At 51.0% G+C, this 15,746-nt stretch carries 13 protein-coding genes; 9 read left to right on the plus strand and 4 right to left on the minus strand.

Translation table 11 applies throughout. The features are described from left to right. Positions 1 to 100: 100 nt before the first annotated feature. Together rapA and rluA are read left to right on the plus strand one after the other, a co-directional pair. Positions 101 to 3,007, plus strand: a complete 2,907-nt coding sequence (rapA, locus tag BSPA111_RS07920; RefSeq protein WP_183270623.1) for an RNA polymerase-associated protein RapA — start codon at positions 101 to 103, stop codon at positions 3,005 to 3,007. A gap of 138 nt (positions 3,008 to 3,145) precedes the next feature. Then, complete coding sequence (rluA, locus tag BSPA111_RS07925; protein WP_183270624.1) at positions 3,146 to 3,805, plus strand: bifunctional tRNA pseudouridine(32) synthase/23S rRNA pseudouridine(746) synthase RluA; 660 nt, start codon at positions 3,146 to 3,148, stop codon at positions 3,803 to 3,805. Between the two features lie 132 nt (positions 3,806 to 3,937). Here the strand turns inward: rluA and djlA are convergent, their stop codons facing one another. Further along, a complete protein-coding gene (djlA, locus tag BSPA111_RS07930; protein ID WP_183270625.1) occupies positions 3,938 to 4,744 on the minus strand; it encodes a co-chaperone DjlA in 807 nt (268 codons plus the stop codon). A 383-nt stretch (positions 4,745 to 5,127) separates the two neighbouring features. On the opposite strand from djlA, the gene lptD reads away from it, so the two are divergent. From lptD to apaH, 6 genes are read left to right on the plus strand one after another with little or no spacing between them, the layout of a single operon-like run. Further along, a complete protein-coding gene (lptD, locus tag BSPA111_RS07935; RefSeq protein ID WP_183270875.1) occupies positions 5,128 to 7,482 on the plus strand; it encodes an LPS assembly protein LptD in 2,355 nt (784 codons plus the stop codon). Between the two features lie 56 nt (positions 7,483 to 7,538). Beyond that, positions 7,539 to 8,831, plus strand: a complete 1,293-nt coding sequence (gene surA / locus BSPA111_RS07940; protein ID WP_183270626.1) for a peptidylprolyl isomerase SurA — start codon at positions 7,539 to 7,541, stop codon at positions 8,829 to 8,831. After that, entirely contained in the window at positions 8,824 to 9,813 is a 990-nt protein-coding gene (gene pdxA / locus BSPA111_RS07945; protein WP_183270627.1) for a 4-hydroxythreonine-4-phosphate dehydrogenase PdxA, read from the plus strand. Before surA ends, pdxA begins: the two co-directional genes overlap by 8 nt. After that, positions 9,810 to 10,634, plus strand: a complete 825-nt coding sequence (rsmA, locus tag BSPA111_RS07950; protein ID WP_183270628.1) for a 16S rRNA (adenine(1518)-N(6)/adenine(1519)-N(6))-dimethyltransferase RsmA — start codon at positions 9,810 to 9,812, stop codon at positions 10,632 to 10,634. The genes pdxA and rsmA overlap by 4 nt, the downstream gene beginning before the upstream one ends. 2 nt (positions 10,635 to 10,636) lie before the next feature. Beyond that, positions 10,637 to 11,014: a Co2+/Mg2+ efflux protein ApaG gene (gene apaG, locus BSPA111_RS07955; protein WP_183270629.1), complete on the plus strand. Its 378-nt coding sequence runs from the start codon at positions 10,637 to 10,639 to the stop codon at positions 11,012 to 11,014. Positions 11,015 to 11,018: 4 nt separating this feature from the next. Further along, positions 11,019 to 11,870, plus strand: a complete 852-nt coding sequence (apaH, locus tag BSPA111_RS07960) for a bis(5'-nucleosyl)-tetraphosphatase (symmetrical) ApaH (RefSeq protein WP_183270630.1) — start codon at positions 11,019 to 11,021, stop codon at positions 11,868 to 11,870. Positions 11,871 to 11,912: 42 nt separating this feature from the next. Here apaH and folA read toward each other — a convergent pair whose 3' ends face one another. Beyond that, entirely contained in the window at positions 11,913 to 12,392 is a 480-nt protein-coding gene (folA, locus tag BSPA111_RS07965) for a type 3 dihydrofolate reductase (RefSeq protein ID WP_183270631.1), read from the minus strand. A gap of 271 nt (positions 12,393 to 12,663) precedes the next feature. Between folA and BSPA111_RS07970 the strand changes: the two genes are divergently transcribed. Next, entirely contained in the window at positions 12,664 to 13,278 is a 615-nt protein-coding gene (locus tag BSPA111_RS07970) for a LysE family transporter (protein ID WP_183270632.1), read from the plus strand. Positions 13,279 to 13,332: 54 nt separating this feature from the next. Here BSPA111_RS07970 and kefC read toward each other — a convergent pair whose 3' ends face one another. Together kefC and kefF are read right to left on the minus strand one after the other, a co-directional pair. After that, positions 13,333 to 15,189, minus strand: coding sequence for a glutathione-regulated potassium-efflux system protein KefC (gene kefC, locus BSPA111_RS07975; RefSeq protein WP_183270633.1), 1,857 nt, complete (start codon positions 15,187 to 15,189; stop codon positions 13,333 to 13,335). Further along, positions 15,182 to 15,712 (minus strand): glutathione-regulated potassium-efflux system oxidoreductase KefF, encoded by a 531-nt coding sequence (gene kefF / locus BSPA111_RS07980; RefSeq protein WP_183270634.1) that lies wholly within the window; start codon positions 15,710 to 15,712, stop codon positions 15,182 to 15,184. The genes kefC and kefF overlap by 8 nt, the downstream gene beginning before the upstream one ends. Positions 15,713 to 15,746: the final 34 nt, after the last annotated feature.

Genomic DNA, 15,746 nt, shown 5'->3' on the forward strand with positions numbered 1-15,746 from the left:
GTACCCTTAAATCTACTTTTTGACAACCGCCCCCCTTTTATGTGCGGTCGTTATGCTATTGCCTGCAAATCTTAGTAACTGATAATAGAGCCGAAATCTTATGCCTTTTACACTTGGTCAACGTTGGATCAGCGATACTGAAAGCGAACTGGGACTGGGAACTGTGGTCGCTTTAGACCCACGGATGGTTACCCTGCTCTACCCTGCCACCGGTGAAAATCGCCTGTATGCCAGAAATGACTCGCCTATCACCCGTGTGATGTTCAACCCAGGCGACACCATTACCAGCCATGAAGGCTGGCAGCTGAAAGTTGATGAAGTTAAAGAAGAAAACGGCTTACTTGCCTACATTGGAACGCGTCTGGACACAGAAGAAGCGGGTACGATGCTGCGCGAAGTTTTCCTCGACAGCAAACTGGTGTTCAGTAAGCCACAAGATCGTCTTTTCGCCGGGCAAATTGACAGGATGGACCGTTTCGCCTTGCGTTATCGTTCCCGCGTTTACCAAAGCGAACAGTATCGTCAGCCATGGAGCGGTCTGCGCGGCATGCGCACCAGCCTGATCCCACACCAGTTGAACATTGCCCACGATGTAGGTCGTCGCCATGCGCCACGCGTATTGTTGGCGGACGAAGTTGGTTTAGGTAAAACCATCGAAGCCGGGATGATCCTGCACCAGCAACTGCTGGCTGGCAGCGCTGAACGCGTGCTGATCGTGGTGCCGGAAACCCTGCAACACCAGTGGCTGGTTGAGATGCTTCGCCGCTTCAACCTGCGTTTTGCTCTGTTTGATGACGAACGTTACGCCGAAGCCCAACACGACAGCGATAATCCATTCGAAACAGAACAATTGGTTATCTGTTCTCTGGATTTTGTGCGCCGCAGCAAGCAACGTCTTGAGCACCTGTGCGAGGCCGAATGGGATTTGCTGGTTGTCGATGAAGCCCACCATTTAGTGTGGAGCGAAAAGGCCCCAAGCCGCGAATATCAGGCAATCGAGCAGCTCGCTGAACATATTCCAGGTATCTTGCTGTTAACCGCAACGCCGGAACAGTTGGGTATGGAAAGCCACTTCGCGCGTCTACGTTTGCTGGACCCAAGTCGCTTCCATGATTTCGAGCAATTTGTCGAAGAGCAGCAGCATTATCGCCCCGTAGCTGATGCCGTTGCATTACTGCTGGCTGGCAATCATCTGACTAACGATCAGCTCAACATGCTGAGTGAACTGATTGGCGAGCAGGATATCGAGCCGCTGCTGCAAACCGCGAACAGCAACCGTGAAGGGAGCGATGCAGCGCGTCAGGAACTGATTTCCATGCTGATGGACCGCCACGGTACCAGCCGTGTGTTGTTCCGTAATACGCGTAATGGCGTGAAAGGCTTCCCGAAACGCGAGCTGCATACCATTCGTTTGCCACTGCCGATGCAGTACCAAACTGCGATTAAAGTGTCGGGCATTATGGCGGCACGTAAATCCGTGGAAGAACGCGCACGCGATATGCTCTATCCAGAGCAGATTTATCAGGAATTTGAAGGCGATAGCGGCACGTGGTGGAACTTCGATCCGCGTGTGGAATGGCTGATGGGCTATCTGACCAGCCACCGCTCTCACAAGGTTCTGGTGATTTGTGCCAAAGCCGCCACCGCACTTCAGCTTGAGCAAGTGCTGCGTGAGCGTGAAGGTATTCGTGCCGCGGTGTTCCATGAAGGCATGTCCATTATTGAACGTGACCGTGCGGCAGCCTGGTTTGCCGAAGAAGACACCGGTGCTCAAGTACTGCTGTGCTCCGAGATTGGTTCCGAAGGCCGTAACTTCCAGTTCGCCAGTAACCTGGTGATGTTCGATCTGCCGTTTAACCCAGATTTGCTGGAACAGCGTATTGGCCGTCTTGACCGTATCGGTCAGGCGCACGATATTCAGATTCATGTGCCTTTCCTCGAGAAAACTGCACAGTCCGTGCTGGTGAAATGGTTCCACGAAGGTCTGGACGCATTCGAGCACACCTGCCCGACCGGTCGCGCGATTTACGACAACGTTTATCCGCAACTGATTGAATATCTGGCTGCACCTGAAAATACGGATGGCTTCGATGCGCTTATCAAGCAGTGCCGTGAACAACACGATGCGCTGAAGCTGCAACTGGAACAGGGTCGTGACCGCTTGCTGGAAATCCACTCCAATGGCGGTGAGAAATCTCAAGCGCTGGCTCAGGCTATTTCTGAGCAGGATAACGACACTAACCTGGTGAGCTTTGCCCTGAACTTGTTCGACATCGTCGGCATAAATCAGGACGATCGCGGTGACAATATGGTTGTGCTGACACCAGGCGATCATATGCTGGTGCCGGACTTCCCTGGTCTGCCGGAAGATGGTTGCACCATTACGTTTGAACGTGATGTGGCGCTGTCTCGCGAAGATGCACAGTTTGTGACCTGGGAACACCCGATCATCCGCAATGGTCTGGACCTGATTCTTTCAGGTGATACCGGTAGCTGTGCGTTGTCACTGTTGAAAAACAAAGCGCTGCCAGTGGGAACACTGTTGCTGGAACTGGTGTATGTCGTTGAGGCGAAAGCGCCGAAACAACTGCAACTTAACCGCTTCCTGCCACCTACGCCAGTTCGTATGTTGGTCGACAAAAACGGCACCAACCTCGCCGCACAGGTCGAGTTTGAAAGCTTCAACCGCCAGTTAAGCACGGTGAATCGCCATACTGGCAGCAAGCTAGTAAACGCGGTGCAGCAGGACGTTCACGCGATTTTGCAATTGGCAGAAGAGAAAGTGGAAGCGGCTGCGCAAGTACTGATTAAAGCGGCTCGCGAAGAAGCAGATGAAAAGTTGAGTGCAGAACTGTCTCGCCTGGAAGCGTTAAAAGCGGTCAACCCAAACATTCGTGATGATGAACTCGAAGCTATCGAGAGCAATCGTCAACAAGTGCTGGAAAGCCTCTCGCAAGCTAACTGGCGACTGGATGCATTGCGTCTGATCGTGGTGACACATCAGTAAAATCCATTCCGCTTTACTCAAATCATTCGAGTTGCAGCAAGGCGGCAAGAGAGAGAATCCCCAGGAGCTTACCAAAAGTAAGTGACTGGGGTGAACGAAAGCAGCCAACGCAGTTGCAGCTTGAAGGATGCAGAGTAAATGTTAATGGAACCCTATAATCCGCCGCTTGAACCCTGGTTGAATATTCTCTACCAGGATCAGCATATTATGGTCGTCAACAAGCCTTCGGGCTTGTTGTCGGTGCCCGGGCGTCTTGATGAGCACAAAGACAGCGTGATGACGCGTATTCAGCGCGATTTTCCGCAGGCTGAATCCGTACATCGTCTGGATATGGCGACCAGTGGCGTGATTGCTGTTGCGCTGACCAAAGCGGCAGAACGCGAGTTAAAGCGTCAATTCCGTGAACGTGAGCCGAAGAAGCAATATGTGGCGCGAGTGTGGGGTCATCCAAAACCGGAAACGGGCCTGGTGGATTTACCGCTGATTTGCGACTGGCCGAACAGGCCAAAGCAGATGGTTTGTCATGAAACCGGCAAAGCGGCACAGACGGAGTATGAAGTGCTGGAGTATGCCGCGGACAATACCGCGCGAGTGCTGCTAAAACCGATTACCGGGCGTTCGCATCAACTGCGCGTGCATATGCTGGCGTTGGGCCATCCGATTCTGGGGGACCGCTTCTATGCCACGCCTGAAGCGCTGGCAATGGCTCCGCGTTTGCAACTCCATGCGGAAATGCTGACCATTACTCACCCTGAGTATGGAACGCCGATGACGTTTCGCGCACCGGCTGACTTCTGATTTTCCCCTCACCCCGGCCCTCTCCCGGAGGGCGAGGGGGAAAATCGAGTGATTCCCTCTCCAGGGAGACGAGGGGGAAAACAGAGTAATTCCCTCTCCTGGGGGAGAGGGTTAGGGTGAGGGGCATTCGTGTTACTTAAATCCTTTGGCAGTCTTAATCAGATCGTACGCTTTCTGAATTTCCTGCGCCTTCTGTTTGGCCATCTCCATCATTTCTGGCGGTAAACCTTTGGCAACCAGTTTGTCAGGATGGTGTTCACTCATTAATTTGCGGTATGCGCGCTTAATGGTCGTTGCATCATCGCTGCTCTTAACACCCAGAACATTACACGCATCTTCAAGCGTTGGCCCACGCTGTTGCTGGAATCCACCTTGCGATTGGCTGTAACCACCGCCGAATTGCTGGCCGCCTTCCATCATGCGTAAGAACTGATCGAACTGCATACGCGAAATGCCGAGCTCTTCAGCAATAACGTACAGGACTTCTCGTTCGTTAGGATGCAGAGAACCGTCAGCAAATGCCGCCTGAATTTGAATTTCAAGAAACATCCGAATAAGGTCAAATCGCCCAAAACATACGCTGCGTAACTGACGCATTTTCTCACGCAGCGGGTAGCCATTTTCTTTACCCACCCGGAACGCATGCTGCGCGGCACTACGTGCATCACCATGTAATTGCATACGATCCATTAATAGTGATGCAATTTGGATATCCGCTTCTGTGACGCGCCCTTTTGACTTCGTCAGGTGACCCATCACTTCAAATGTGGTGCTAAAAAACAATGATTGACGCTGCTGTTGGTTAGAAAACCAGGACTGACGGCGGCTGCGCATCTTGTCGATGGCATGGCCAATCAGCAACCCTATCACTACACCCCAGAAGCCACCGCCCATAATAAGTGCTATTGCGACACCGAGTACTTTTCCCCAATACTGCATATACTCCCCAAATCGTCATGTCGTCGGCTAGAATTTGCTTTATCATACCCGTCATTGATAGCAGTGCCTAACGGCAGACTATTGAACGGGCAGGATTAACACTAGCGCTGTAGTGATGAGTAAGTTAGTCTCTGACCGTTTGCCGACGCTATACCCTATAGCATTCAATATGAAGCAAAGCGGCAAGTGACAAAATATCCCGTCATTTAGTTAACCCAATGACAGGAACCACAAATCTGTTCGGAACAGATTTGAACGCTGCTTAGAGCGGCCCCGAAAGGGTGAGGCTCACGATGAGTCAAATAACTCAGTGCCGCCAACGCCTCTACATCTCGAATGATGATGGGTATAAGCCATTGATGACGGAACAACGAATAACACGTATGAAAAAACGTATTCCCACCTTGCTGGCCACCTTGATTGGCGCAGCGCTGTATAGTCAACAAGGCATGGCGGCTGATCTCGCGTCGCAATGTATGCTTGGCGTCCCAAGTTACAACCGTCCGTTGGTTGAAGGGGACACCAACAACCTGCCTGTCACTATAAATGCCGATCACGCAAAAGGAAATTATCCTGACGATGCGGTGTTTAGTGGCAATGTGGATGTACAGCAAGGCAATAGCCGCCTGCAATCTGACGAAGTTCTGCTGCACCAGAAACAAGTTGAAGGTCAACCTGATCCTATTCGCACCGTCGATGCTGTTGGCAACGTACATTACGACGATAATCAGGTCATTCTTAAAGGGCCAAAAGCCTGGTCAAACCTGAACACCAAAGATACTAACGTCTGGGAAGGCGACTACCAGATGGTTGATCGTCAGGGCCGCGGTACTGCTGACCTGATGAAACAGCGTGGAAATAACCGCTATACCATTCTGGAAAATGGCACCTTTACTTCTTGCTTACCGGGTTCGAATACCTGGAGCGTCGTAGGTAGTGAAGTCATTCAGGACCGTGAAGAAGAAGTCGCGGAAATCTGGAACGCCCGCTTTAAGGTGGGTCCGGTTCCGGTGTTTTACAGCCCTTATTTACAGCTGCCGATCGGTGACAAACGCCGTTCCGGTTTCCTGATCCCAAATGCGAAATACAGTAGCAATAGCGGTCTTGAGTTCACGCTGCCGTATTACTGGAACATCGCACCAAACTTTGATGCCACGATTACTCCGCACTATATGGAAGAGCGTGGCATGCAGTGGCAGAACGAATTCCGTTATCTGACCAAAGCCGGTTCAGGCATCATCGAGTTCGATTACCTGCTTTCAGATAAAGAATATAAAGACGATACGGCCAAAAACCCGGAAGGGGATGAGCGCCGCTGGTTATTCTACTGGAACCACAGTGGGGTGATGGATCAGGTGTGGCGTTTCAACATTGACTACACCAAAGTCAGCGATCCTAATTACTTTAACGATTTTAGTTCGCAATACGGCTCCAGTACCGACGGCTACGCAACACAGAAATTTAGTGCCGGTTATGCTGACACAAACTTCGACGCCACGCTTTCGGCCAAACAGTTCCAGGTCTTTGATTCACAGAGAGGGAATAATTCCTACAGCGCATTGCCGCAGTTGGATATGAATTTCTATCAAAATGATGTAGGACCCTTTGATACGCGTATTTATGGCCAGGCCGTTCATTTTACTAACGTCAATGACAGCCAGCCCGAAGCGACCCGTCTTCATATTGAGCCCGTCATTAGCCTGCCATTATCAAACGGTTGGGCGAGTCTGAATACTGAAGCTAAACTGATGGCGACGCATTACCAGCAGAGCAATCTGGATGCATACAACAATGCGAATCCTAATAATCAGTTGGATGAAACGGTTAACCGTGTTCTGCCGCAGTTCAAAATGGATGGTAAGCTGATTTTTGACCGCGCGATGGACTCAGCCGCAGGTTGGGAACAAACGCTGGAACCGCGCGTACAATATCTGTATGTGCCGTATCGCGATCAGAGCAATATCAATAACTACGACTCCGCTTTGCTGCAATCAGATTACAGTGGCTTATTCCGCGACCGTTCTTATGGTGGTCTTGACCGTATCGCATCAGCCAATCAGTTGACGACTGGTGTGACAACTCGTATTTATGACGAGGCTGCCGTTGAACGTTTTAACGTTTCTGTGGGTCAAATCTACTACTTCACTGAATCGCGGACTGGCGATGACAATATTCAGTGGGAAAAAGATAAGAAAACCGGGTCAATGGTATGGGCTGGTGATACCTATTGGCGTATGACTGACCGTTGGGGTTTACGTGGTGGCGTACAGTACGATGCGCGTCTGAATAACGTTGCAACTGGCAGCGGTGCTGTCGAATATCGTCGTGATATCGACCGTTTGATGCAATTCAACTACCGTTACGCAAGCCCTGAATACATTCGCGCAACGGTACCAGGGATTGATACCAACGCTTCACAGTATAAAGACGGCATCTCGCAAGTTGGGATGACGGCAAGTTGGCCGATCGTTGACCGCTGGTCTGTCGTTGGGGCTTATTACTACGACACTAATGCGCAACAAACTGCTGATTCTATGCTGGCGGTGCAGTACAACTCTTGCTGTTATGCGATTCGTGTGGGTTACGAGCGTAAAATTAATGGCTGGGAAAACAACGAAAGCAAATACGACAACGCAATTAGCTTTAACATCGAGTTACGTGGCCTGAGCTCCAACTACGGCCTGGGCACACAGCAGATGCTGCGTTCGAACATTCTGCCGTATCAAAGCTCGATGTAATTCGCTTTGACTAGAAAACGTAATCCGCTTCGCGGCTAAGTAAAAATGGAAAAAGTATGAAGAATTGGAGAACGCTGCTTCTCGGTATCGTCCTGGTGACGAATACCTCTTTCGCGGCCCCACAAGTGGTCGACAAAGTTGCAGCCGTAGTGAATAACGGTGTAGTACTGGAAAGTGACGTTGATGGCATGATGCAATCAGTGAAGACGGGTGCCCAACAAGCCGGGCAGCAGCTTCCTGACGACAACACGCTGCGCCACCAAATTATTGAACGTCTGATCATGGATCAAATCATCCTGCAGATGGGTCAAAAAATGGGCGTCAAAGTGACCGATGAGCAGGTTGATAAAGCCATTGCTGATATCGCGGCACAAAACAAAATGAGCATGGACCAGATGCGTAGCCGTCTGGCCTATGATGGCGTCAATTACAACACTTACCGTGCCCAGATCCGCAAGGAGATGACGATTTCGGAAGTTCGTAATAACGAAGTACGTCGTCGCGTAACGATTCTGCCGCAAGAAGTCGACGCTCTCGCGCAGCAAGTGGGTAGCCAAAACGACAGCAGCACCGAGCTCAACTTAAGCCACATCCTGATTCCATTGCCAGAAAACCCAACATCGACTCAGGTAGATGATGCGGAAAAGCAAGCGCGTGATATTGCTTCACAAGCACAAAGCGGTGCTGATTTCGGCAAACTGGCTATCACCTACTCTGCTGACCAACAAGCCCTGAAAGGCGGTCAAATGGGTTGGGGACGCATTCAGGAATTACCGTCCATTTTCGCTCAGGCATTAAGCACGGCGAAAAAAGGTGATGTGATCGGGCCGATTCGTTCAGGTGTGGGTTTCCACATTCTGAAAGTGAACGACCTGCGTGGTCAAAGCCAGAGCATTTCTGTGACCGAAGTTCACGCTCGCCATATTTTGCTGAAATCCTCGCCAATTATGAGCGACGATCAAGCGCGTGCTAAGTTGAATGCGATTGCGGCTGATATTAAGAGCGGCAAAACAACCTTCGCTGAGGCGGCAAAATCGTTCTCTGAAGACCCTGGTTCTGCTAACCAGGGTGGCGATTTAGGTTGGGCATCTACCGACATTTATGATCCCGCTTTCCGTGATGCGCTGTCAAAAATGCAAAAAGGTCAGATTAGTGCACCTGTTCACTCTTCATTTGGTTGGCACCTGATTGAACTGATGGACACTCGCAAGGTTGATAAGACCGATGTCGCTCAGAAAGATCGTGCCTATCGTATGCTGTTCAACCGTAAGTTCTCTGAAGAAGCACAAACCTGGATGCAGGAACAGCGTGCATCTGCTTACGTGAAAATTTTAGGTAGCAATGGTTAATTTCCATCGTGTGGTCATCACTCCCGGCGAACCCGCCGGGATTGGCCCCGACCTGGTCATCGCACTGGCAAGCCGCGAATGGCCTGTTGAACTGGTCGTCGTGGCTTCGCCTGAACTTCTCAAGGAACGTGCTGCCCTCCTCGGCCTTCCTCTCAAGCTTCGAACTTACCAACCCGATACCCCTGCAAGCCCGCAACCTGCTGGCACACTTACGGTTGTTCCCATCGAATTACGCGCTCCAGTCGTTCCGGGGCAGTTGGATGTGAGAAACGGTGAGTATGTGGTTGAAACACTGGCTCGAGCTTGTGATGGGTGTATTAACGGTGAATTTGCCGCACTCATCACGGGGCCCGTTCACAAGGGCATAATCAACGATGCGGGTATTCCGTTTATTGGTCATACCGAGTTTTTCGAAGAACGCTCGCACAGTGAAAAAGTCGTGATGATGCTGGCAACCGAAGAGTTACGGGTTGCTTTAGCCACCACGCATCTGCCGCTAAAAGCCATTTCTGATGCGATAACGCCAGATTTATTACGCCAGATAATCACCATCCTGTATCATGACCTGCAAACCAAGTTTGGTATTGCGCAGCCGCATGTGCTGGTTTGTGGCCTCAACCCCCATGCCGGGGAAGGCGGCCACATGGGCACCGAAGAAATTGATACCATCATTCCAGTACTGAATGAAATGCGTGGTCTGGGAATGAAACTTTCTGGCCCGCTACCGGCAGATACGCTGTTTCAACCAAAGTATCTTGATAACGCCGATGCAGTACTGGCGATGTACCACGATCAAGGCTTACCGGTACTGAAATACCAGGGCTTTGGCCGGGCGGTAAATATCACGCTAGGCTTACCTTTTATCCGCACTTCAGTTGACCATGGAACCGCGCTAGAACTCGCCGGTCTGGGGAAAGCTGAGGTCGGCAGTTTTATTACGGCGCTTAATCTCGCCATCAAAATGATTACTAATACTCAATGAATACTCGTGTCCACCAGGGCCATTTAGCCCGTAAACGTTTTGGACAAAACTTCCTTAATGACCAGTTCGTTATCGACAGTATTGTCTCTGCAATTAATCCACAAAAAGGCCAGGCAATGGTTGAAATCGGCCCCGGCCTCGGCGCATTAACCGAGCCTGTGGGTGAACGCCTGGATGAAATGACCGTTATCGAGCTGGACCGCGATCTTGCAGCCCGTCTGCAAACGCATCCTTTCCTGGCACCCAAACTGACAATTTATCAGCAAGATGCCATGACCATGGATTTTGGAGAGCTGTCGCAAAAAATCGGTCAGCCGTTGCGCGTATTTGGCAATCTGCCGTATAACATCTCCACGCCATTGATGTTCCATCTCTTTAGCTATACTGATGCCATTGCTGATATGCACTTTATGCTGCAAAAAGAGGTGGTAAACCGTTTAGTTGCTGGCCCAAACAGTAAAGCGTATGGTCGTTTATCTGTCATGGCGCAGTATTATTGCAATGTCATCCCAGTGCTTGAAGTGCCACCAACGGCTTTCACACCGGCACCAAAAGTGGATTCTGCCGTTGTTCGTCTGGTTCCACATGCAACAATACCGCACCCCGTGAACGAACTGCGTGTTTTAAGCCGCATCACCACGGAAGCCTTTAATAAACGTCGCAAAACGATTCGTAATAGCCTTGGCCATCTCTTTAGCGTTGAAGTGATGACGGAGCTTGGAATCGACCCAACCCTGCGTGCTGAGAACATCTCAGTCGCACAGTATTGCCAACTGGCAAACTATTTGGCTGAGCATCCGCAGCAGCCGAAGGAGAGTTAACGATGTTAAATTCGCCCCGCGTATGCATTCAGGTACAAAGCGTCTATATCGAATCCCAGTCCTCTCCTGAGCACGAGCGTTTCGTCTTTGCTTATACCGTTACCATTCGTAACCTGGGGCGAACACCGGTGCAATTGCTTGGCCGTTATTGGCTTATCACCAATGGCAACGGCCATGAAACTGAAGTTCAGGGCGAAGGCGTGATTGGCGTCCAGCCGCATATTGAACCGGGCAACGAATACAGCTATACAAGCGGTGCTGTTCTTGAAACACCGCTTGGCACCATGCAAGGCCATTACGAAATGGTTGACTCTCAGGGCGACGCTTTCCGCGTTGCTATTCCCGTGTTCCGTCTGGCTATTCCAGCCTTCATTCACTAATACAATGTCTACATACCTGATTGGCGATGTTCACGGCTGTTACGATGAACTGGTCGCCCTACTACAACAGGTTGATTTTAAGCCTGGCGAAGATATTTTATGGCTTACGGGTGATCTCGTCGCTCGTGGGCCAGCTTCACTCGAAGTCCTGCGTTTTGTGCGCGGGCTTGGCGATAGCGTACGTCTCGTGCTCGGCAACCACGACCTGCATCTGCTCGCGGTTTATGCAGGCATCAGCCGCAATAAACCCAAAGATCGCGTATCCCAATTACTTGAAGCGCCCGATGCGGACGAACTGCTTAACTGGTTACGCCGCCAGCCTCTGCTTCAGGTTGATGAAGATAAAAAGATTGTGATGGCTCACGCCGGGGTAACCCCGCAGTGGGATCTCAATACCGCGATGGCCTGTGCGCGTGATGTCGAAGCGGTGTTATCCAGCGACAGCTACCCGTTATTCCTCGACGCGATGTACGGCGATATGCCGAATAACTGGTCGCCTGAACTTTCAGGGTTAGCACGCCTGCGGTTTATTACCAATTCATTGACCCGTATGCGTTATTGCTTCCCGAACGGGCAACTGGATATGTACTGCAAAGATTCGCCAGAAAGCGCTCCCGCTCCGTTGAAACCGTGGTTTGCGATCCCAGGGCCGGTAACCGATGAGTATTCAGTTATCTTCGGGCATTGGGCGTCACTGGAAGGCAAAGGTACACCTGAAGGGATTTACGGGTTAGATACAGGTTGCTGCTGGGGCGGAGACTTAACCTGTCTGCGCTGGGAAGATAAAATGGTTTTCGTTCAGCCATCGAATCGACAGCAAGATGTCGGCGGCGGTGAAACAGCCATTGCTTCATAAAAAAAGCCCGGTGATAAATCAAACCGGGCTTTTTGCTTTTACTTAACGACGTTCCAGCACTTCGAAACAGTAACTGTGTGAGTTACTTTCATCTGCGTCGTGGAATTCACTGAAAGTAGACTGCCACTCATCCGGTTCGTAATCCGGGAAGTGCGTGTCGCCTTCCACTTCTGCGTCGATATGCGTCAGATACAGACGCTGTGCTTTTGGCAGGAACTGTTCGTAAACACGTCCGCCACCAATCACCATAATCTCTTCTGCGTCGCCACAAGCCTTAATGGCATCCTCTACAGACGATACCCACTGAACGCGATCATCGGCACCAGGATTGCTGCTAATGACGATATTCTTGCGTCCAGGCAGCGGTCGGCCGATAGACTCCCAGGTCAAACGCCCCATAACCACAGGTTTATTCAGTGTATTACGTTTAAACCAGGCCAGATCGGCAGGCAAGTCCCAGGGCATGGCGTTTTCCATGCCAATTACACGATCTACCGCTAATGCAGCAATCAGACTGATCATTCTATTAACCCAAGGATGGTGAAAAATTTGCCGCCACTATACGGAAAGCATATTCTTTCGTCGACTGTCCGCACGCCTGTCTGTAAGAATTTTTTTGTTCTGCGACTGTAAACCCGTAACGTATTGCTTCCTGATAGAGCAGGAACAATGAGTTAGCGTAAAAGTGCCAGAAGTAACGTAAAAAATTCTTAACTACGCTTCGCCACCGACTATGAGTCAATGTAATAGCTGCGGTATAGTTCACCTTTATCCCTCTTTGCCGGACAATCCCATGCTGGAAACCACACTTTTTGTCGCCACCATTGCCACTCTGGGGATGCTTTCTCCTGGCCCCGATTTCTTTCTGGTAATTAAAAATGCAGCCCGCTACCCGCGCGCGGCGGCGATGATGACTTCCATTGGGGTCATTAGCGGAGTTGCGACCCATATGGCGTATTGTGTGGCAGGCCTGGCAGTTCTTATCACCACGACGCCCTGGTTATTCGGTTTGCTGAAATACGCCGGTGCCGCGTATCTGATCTGGATTGGCATCCACGCTTTGCTTGCTCGCGGCAGCAGTAAAATGGATGTCAGTAATGTTGAACGCCAGCAAACCACGCTCAAAAAAGCCTTCTTGCAGGGTTATTTATGCAACTTGCTGAATCCAAAGGCGACACTGTTCTTCCTTTCGGTATTCACCCAGGTGTTAAGCGTAAATTCCGGCACCATGGAAAAACTCTGGTACGCAGGAGTGATTCTGGCGTTGTCCGTCGTCTGGTGGCCGCTTTTGGTAGTGCTGATTCAGAGCGAACCGGTTCGCCGCGGCCTGACTAAAGCGCAGAAGATTGTCGATAAGTTGCTGGGTGGGATGCTGATAGCGCTAGGAATTAAAGTGGCTTTAAGCTGATTGTCACTCAATCAGGCAGAAATAAAAAAGCTCCCGATTTGGGAGCTTTTTTTGTTACTCAGGTTTCACAGGTGGCTCATCCGCCAATTTCCCTGAATGAACACCCTCTTCCGTTCCTTGCCAGCCATGGCGCTGAATCACATTGAGATGTGCACGATCTTCGTTAATCACATCAGTAAGCATGGCGCTAGTGCGCTTGAGAACATCAGCACGTGCTGACCAGTCTGGAGCTGGCACCATCTCTTCCACCATTTGCATATTGAACCGACGGAAATGGTCAGCTCGTTCTCGTGCCTCGTAGCTCCCCACGCCCAGCCCTTCGAGCGCTCTGCGCCCAACTTTCAACGCCCCTTCAAATGTCTCACGCTCAGGTTGGTCGATCCCCAACTGGCGCAGCCGAATAAAGTGGTCGAGATCGCGTGCGCGGGCAATCACTTTCAGATGTGGGAAATGCTCCTGCACCAATTCGGCTAACTGCATATTGGCATCAGGATCGTCGATGGCGTTGATCAGCACTTCGGCTTTTGCCGCACCCGCAGATTCCAGTAAATCCACGCGGGTCGCATCGCCATAAAACACCTTGGTACCAAATTTACGCAGCGTTTCGATATGGTCTGGATCGTGATCGAGAACCACCATTTTCACTCCGCTGGTCAGCAGCAAGCGCCCGGCAATTTGACCAAAACGCCCGAAGCCGGCAACAATCACGCGCGGTTGTTCTTCATCGATTTCATCGGCTTCACGCGCCTGTTCTTTGCCAGATTTTTCCAGACGATTGAGCAATACCAGCAGCAGTGGCGTTGCCGCCATAGAGAGTGCGACGGCAAGCGTAAGCGATTTTGCCCAACTGTCGTCCAACACCTCTGCCATTCTCGCTGTACCAAAAATGACGAAGGCAAACTCACTTCCCTGCCCCAGCAGAACGGCAAACCAGCGACGCTGTTTGCGCGGGACGTTAAGGGTTTTTGCCACGGTCCAAAGCGTAATAGTTTTAATCGCCAGGAAACCGAACAGCAGCACGATAATTCTCAGCGGATTATCCAGCAGCGTACCAAAATCTATCGACATCCCCACGCCGATGAAAAACAGCCCCAGCAGCAATCCTTTGAAGGGTTCGATATCGCTTTCCAGCGCATGGCGATACTCAGAACTTGCCAGTAAAACCCCCGCGAGAAACGCGCCCATCGCCATTGAAAGTCCCGCTTCCTCGAGCAATAAACCAAAGCCGAATACCATAAATAACGCCATGGCACTGAAAACTTCCCGCAGGCCAGAACGTGCCACAAACCGCAATAATGGACGCGTAACATAGCGGCCTAATAACACGACTATCGCCAGAGCCCCCACCACTTTAAGAGCAGAAATTGAAAATGCGGCAAAGGTCGTGGTTGTGCCACTGCTGGCGAGTAAGGGGATCATGGCGACCAGCGGAATGGCGGCAATATCCTGAAAGAGCAGTACTGCAAATGCACTGCGCCCCATTTGCGAAACAGTCAGATTGCGTTCGTTCATCGCCTGCATCGCGATGGCGGTGGAGGAAAGTGCCAGCGTCAGGCCGATTAAGACCGCCACTTGCCAGCGTAATCCTAAGAACATGCAGAACAAGCCGAGCAGTAATCCACACGCCACCATTTGCAGCATACCGCCGCCAAATACCGACACACGCAGGGTCCATAAACGTTGCGGGTCCAGCTCCAGACCGATGACGAATAGCATCAACACCACGCCTATCTCCGCAAAGTGCAGAATAGTTTCGGCGTCAGTCACCAGCCGCAAACCCCACGGCCCGATAATACAGCCTGCGATAAGGTAGCCGAGTACCGATCCCAACCCAAGACGCACCGCAATCGGCACAATGATTGCTGCGGAGCCGAGATAAATCAGCGCCTGAATCATGCTGTGGCTATCCATGATTCGCCTCCTTCCAGTCGAGCAAGCGTTGCTTATACATTTCGGCTTGAACCTCGAGGGTGTTTTCGTCGCAAACAAAGGTGTAATGGATGGTGAAATGCGGCAGCCAGTTCATACCGCAATACAACGCGGTGGCTTGTAATGGCTGGCCGAGTACATCAAAGCCAGGATGGTCGCCGAGTTCGAAGTGGTTATCACCGCCACCGGTCGTGACAGCCCACATCACGTTTTTACCGTGTAATGCCGTACCACCGTGACCATACGCCCAGCCGTGAGAAAGCACTTTATCGATCCACAGTTTCATCAATGGCGGCGTGCTGTACCACTGCATCGGATGTTGCCAGATAACCAGATCGGCGCGGCTTAATGCTTCCTGTTCAGCAGCAATATCAATATTGAAATCGGGATATAAAGCATAAAGAGAACGCACTTCCACATCTGGCAAAAGTGAGGCCTGCTCTATCATTTTTCGGTTTGCATGGGAGTGATGCGGGTAAGGGTGTGCATAAATAATCAAAATCATAGGGTAGGTTGTCCGTATGCGTAATCATCACAGT

Origin of the sequence: Buttiauxella sp. A111, from assembly GCF_014189855.1 — a bacterium.
GTDB lineage: Bacteria > Pseudomonadota > Gammaproteobacteria > Enterobacterales > Enterobacteriaceae > Buttiauxella > Buttiauxella selenatireducens.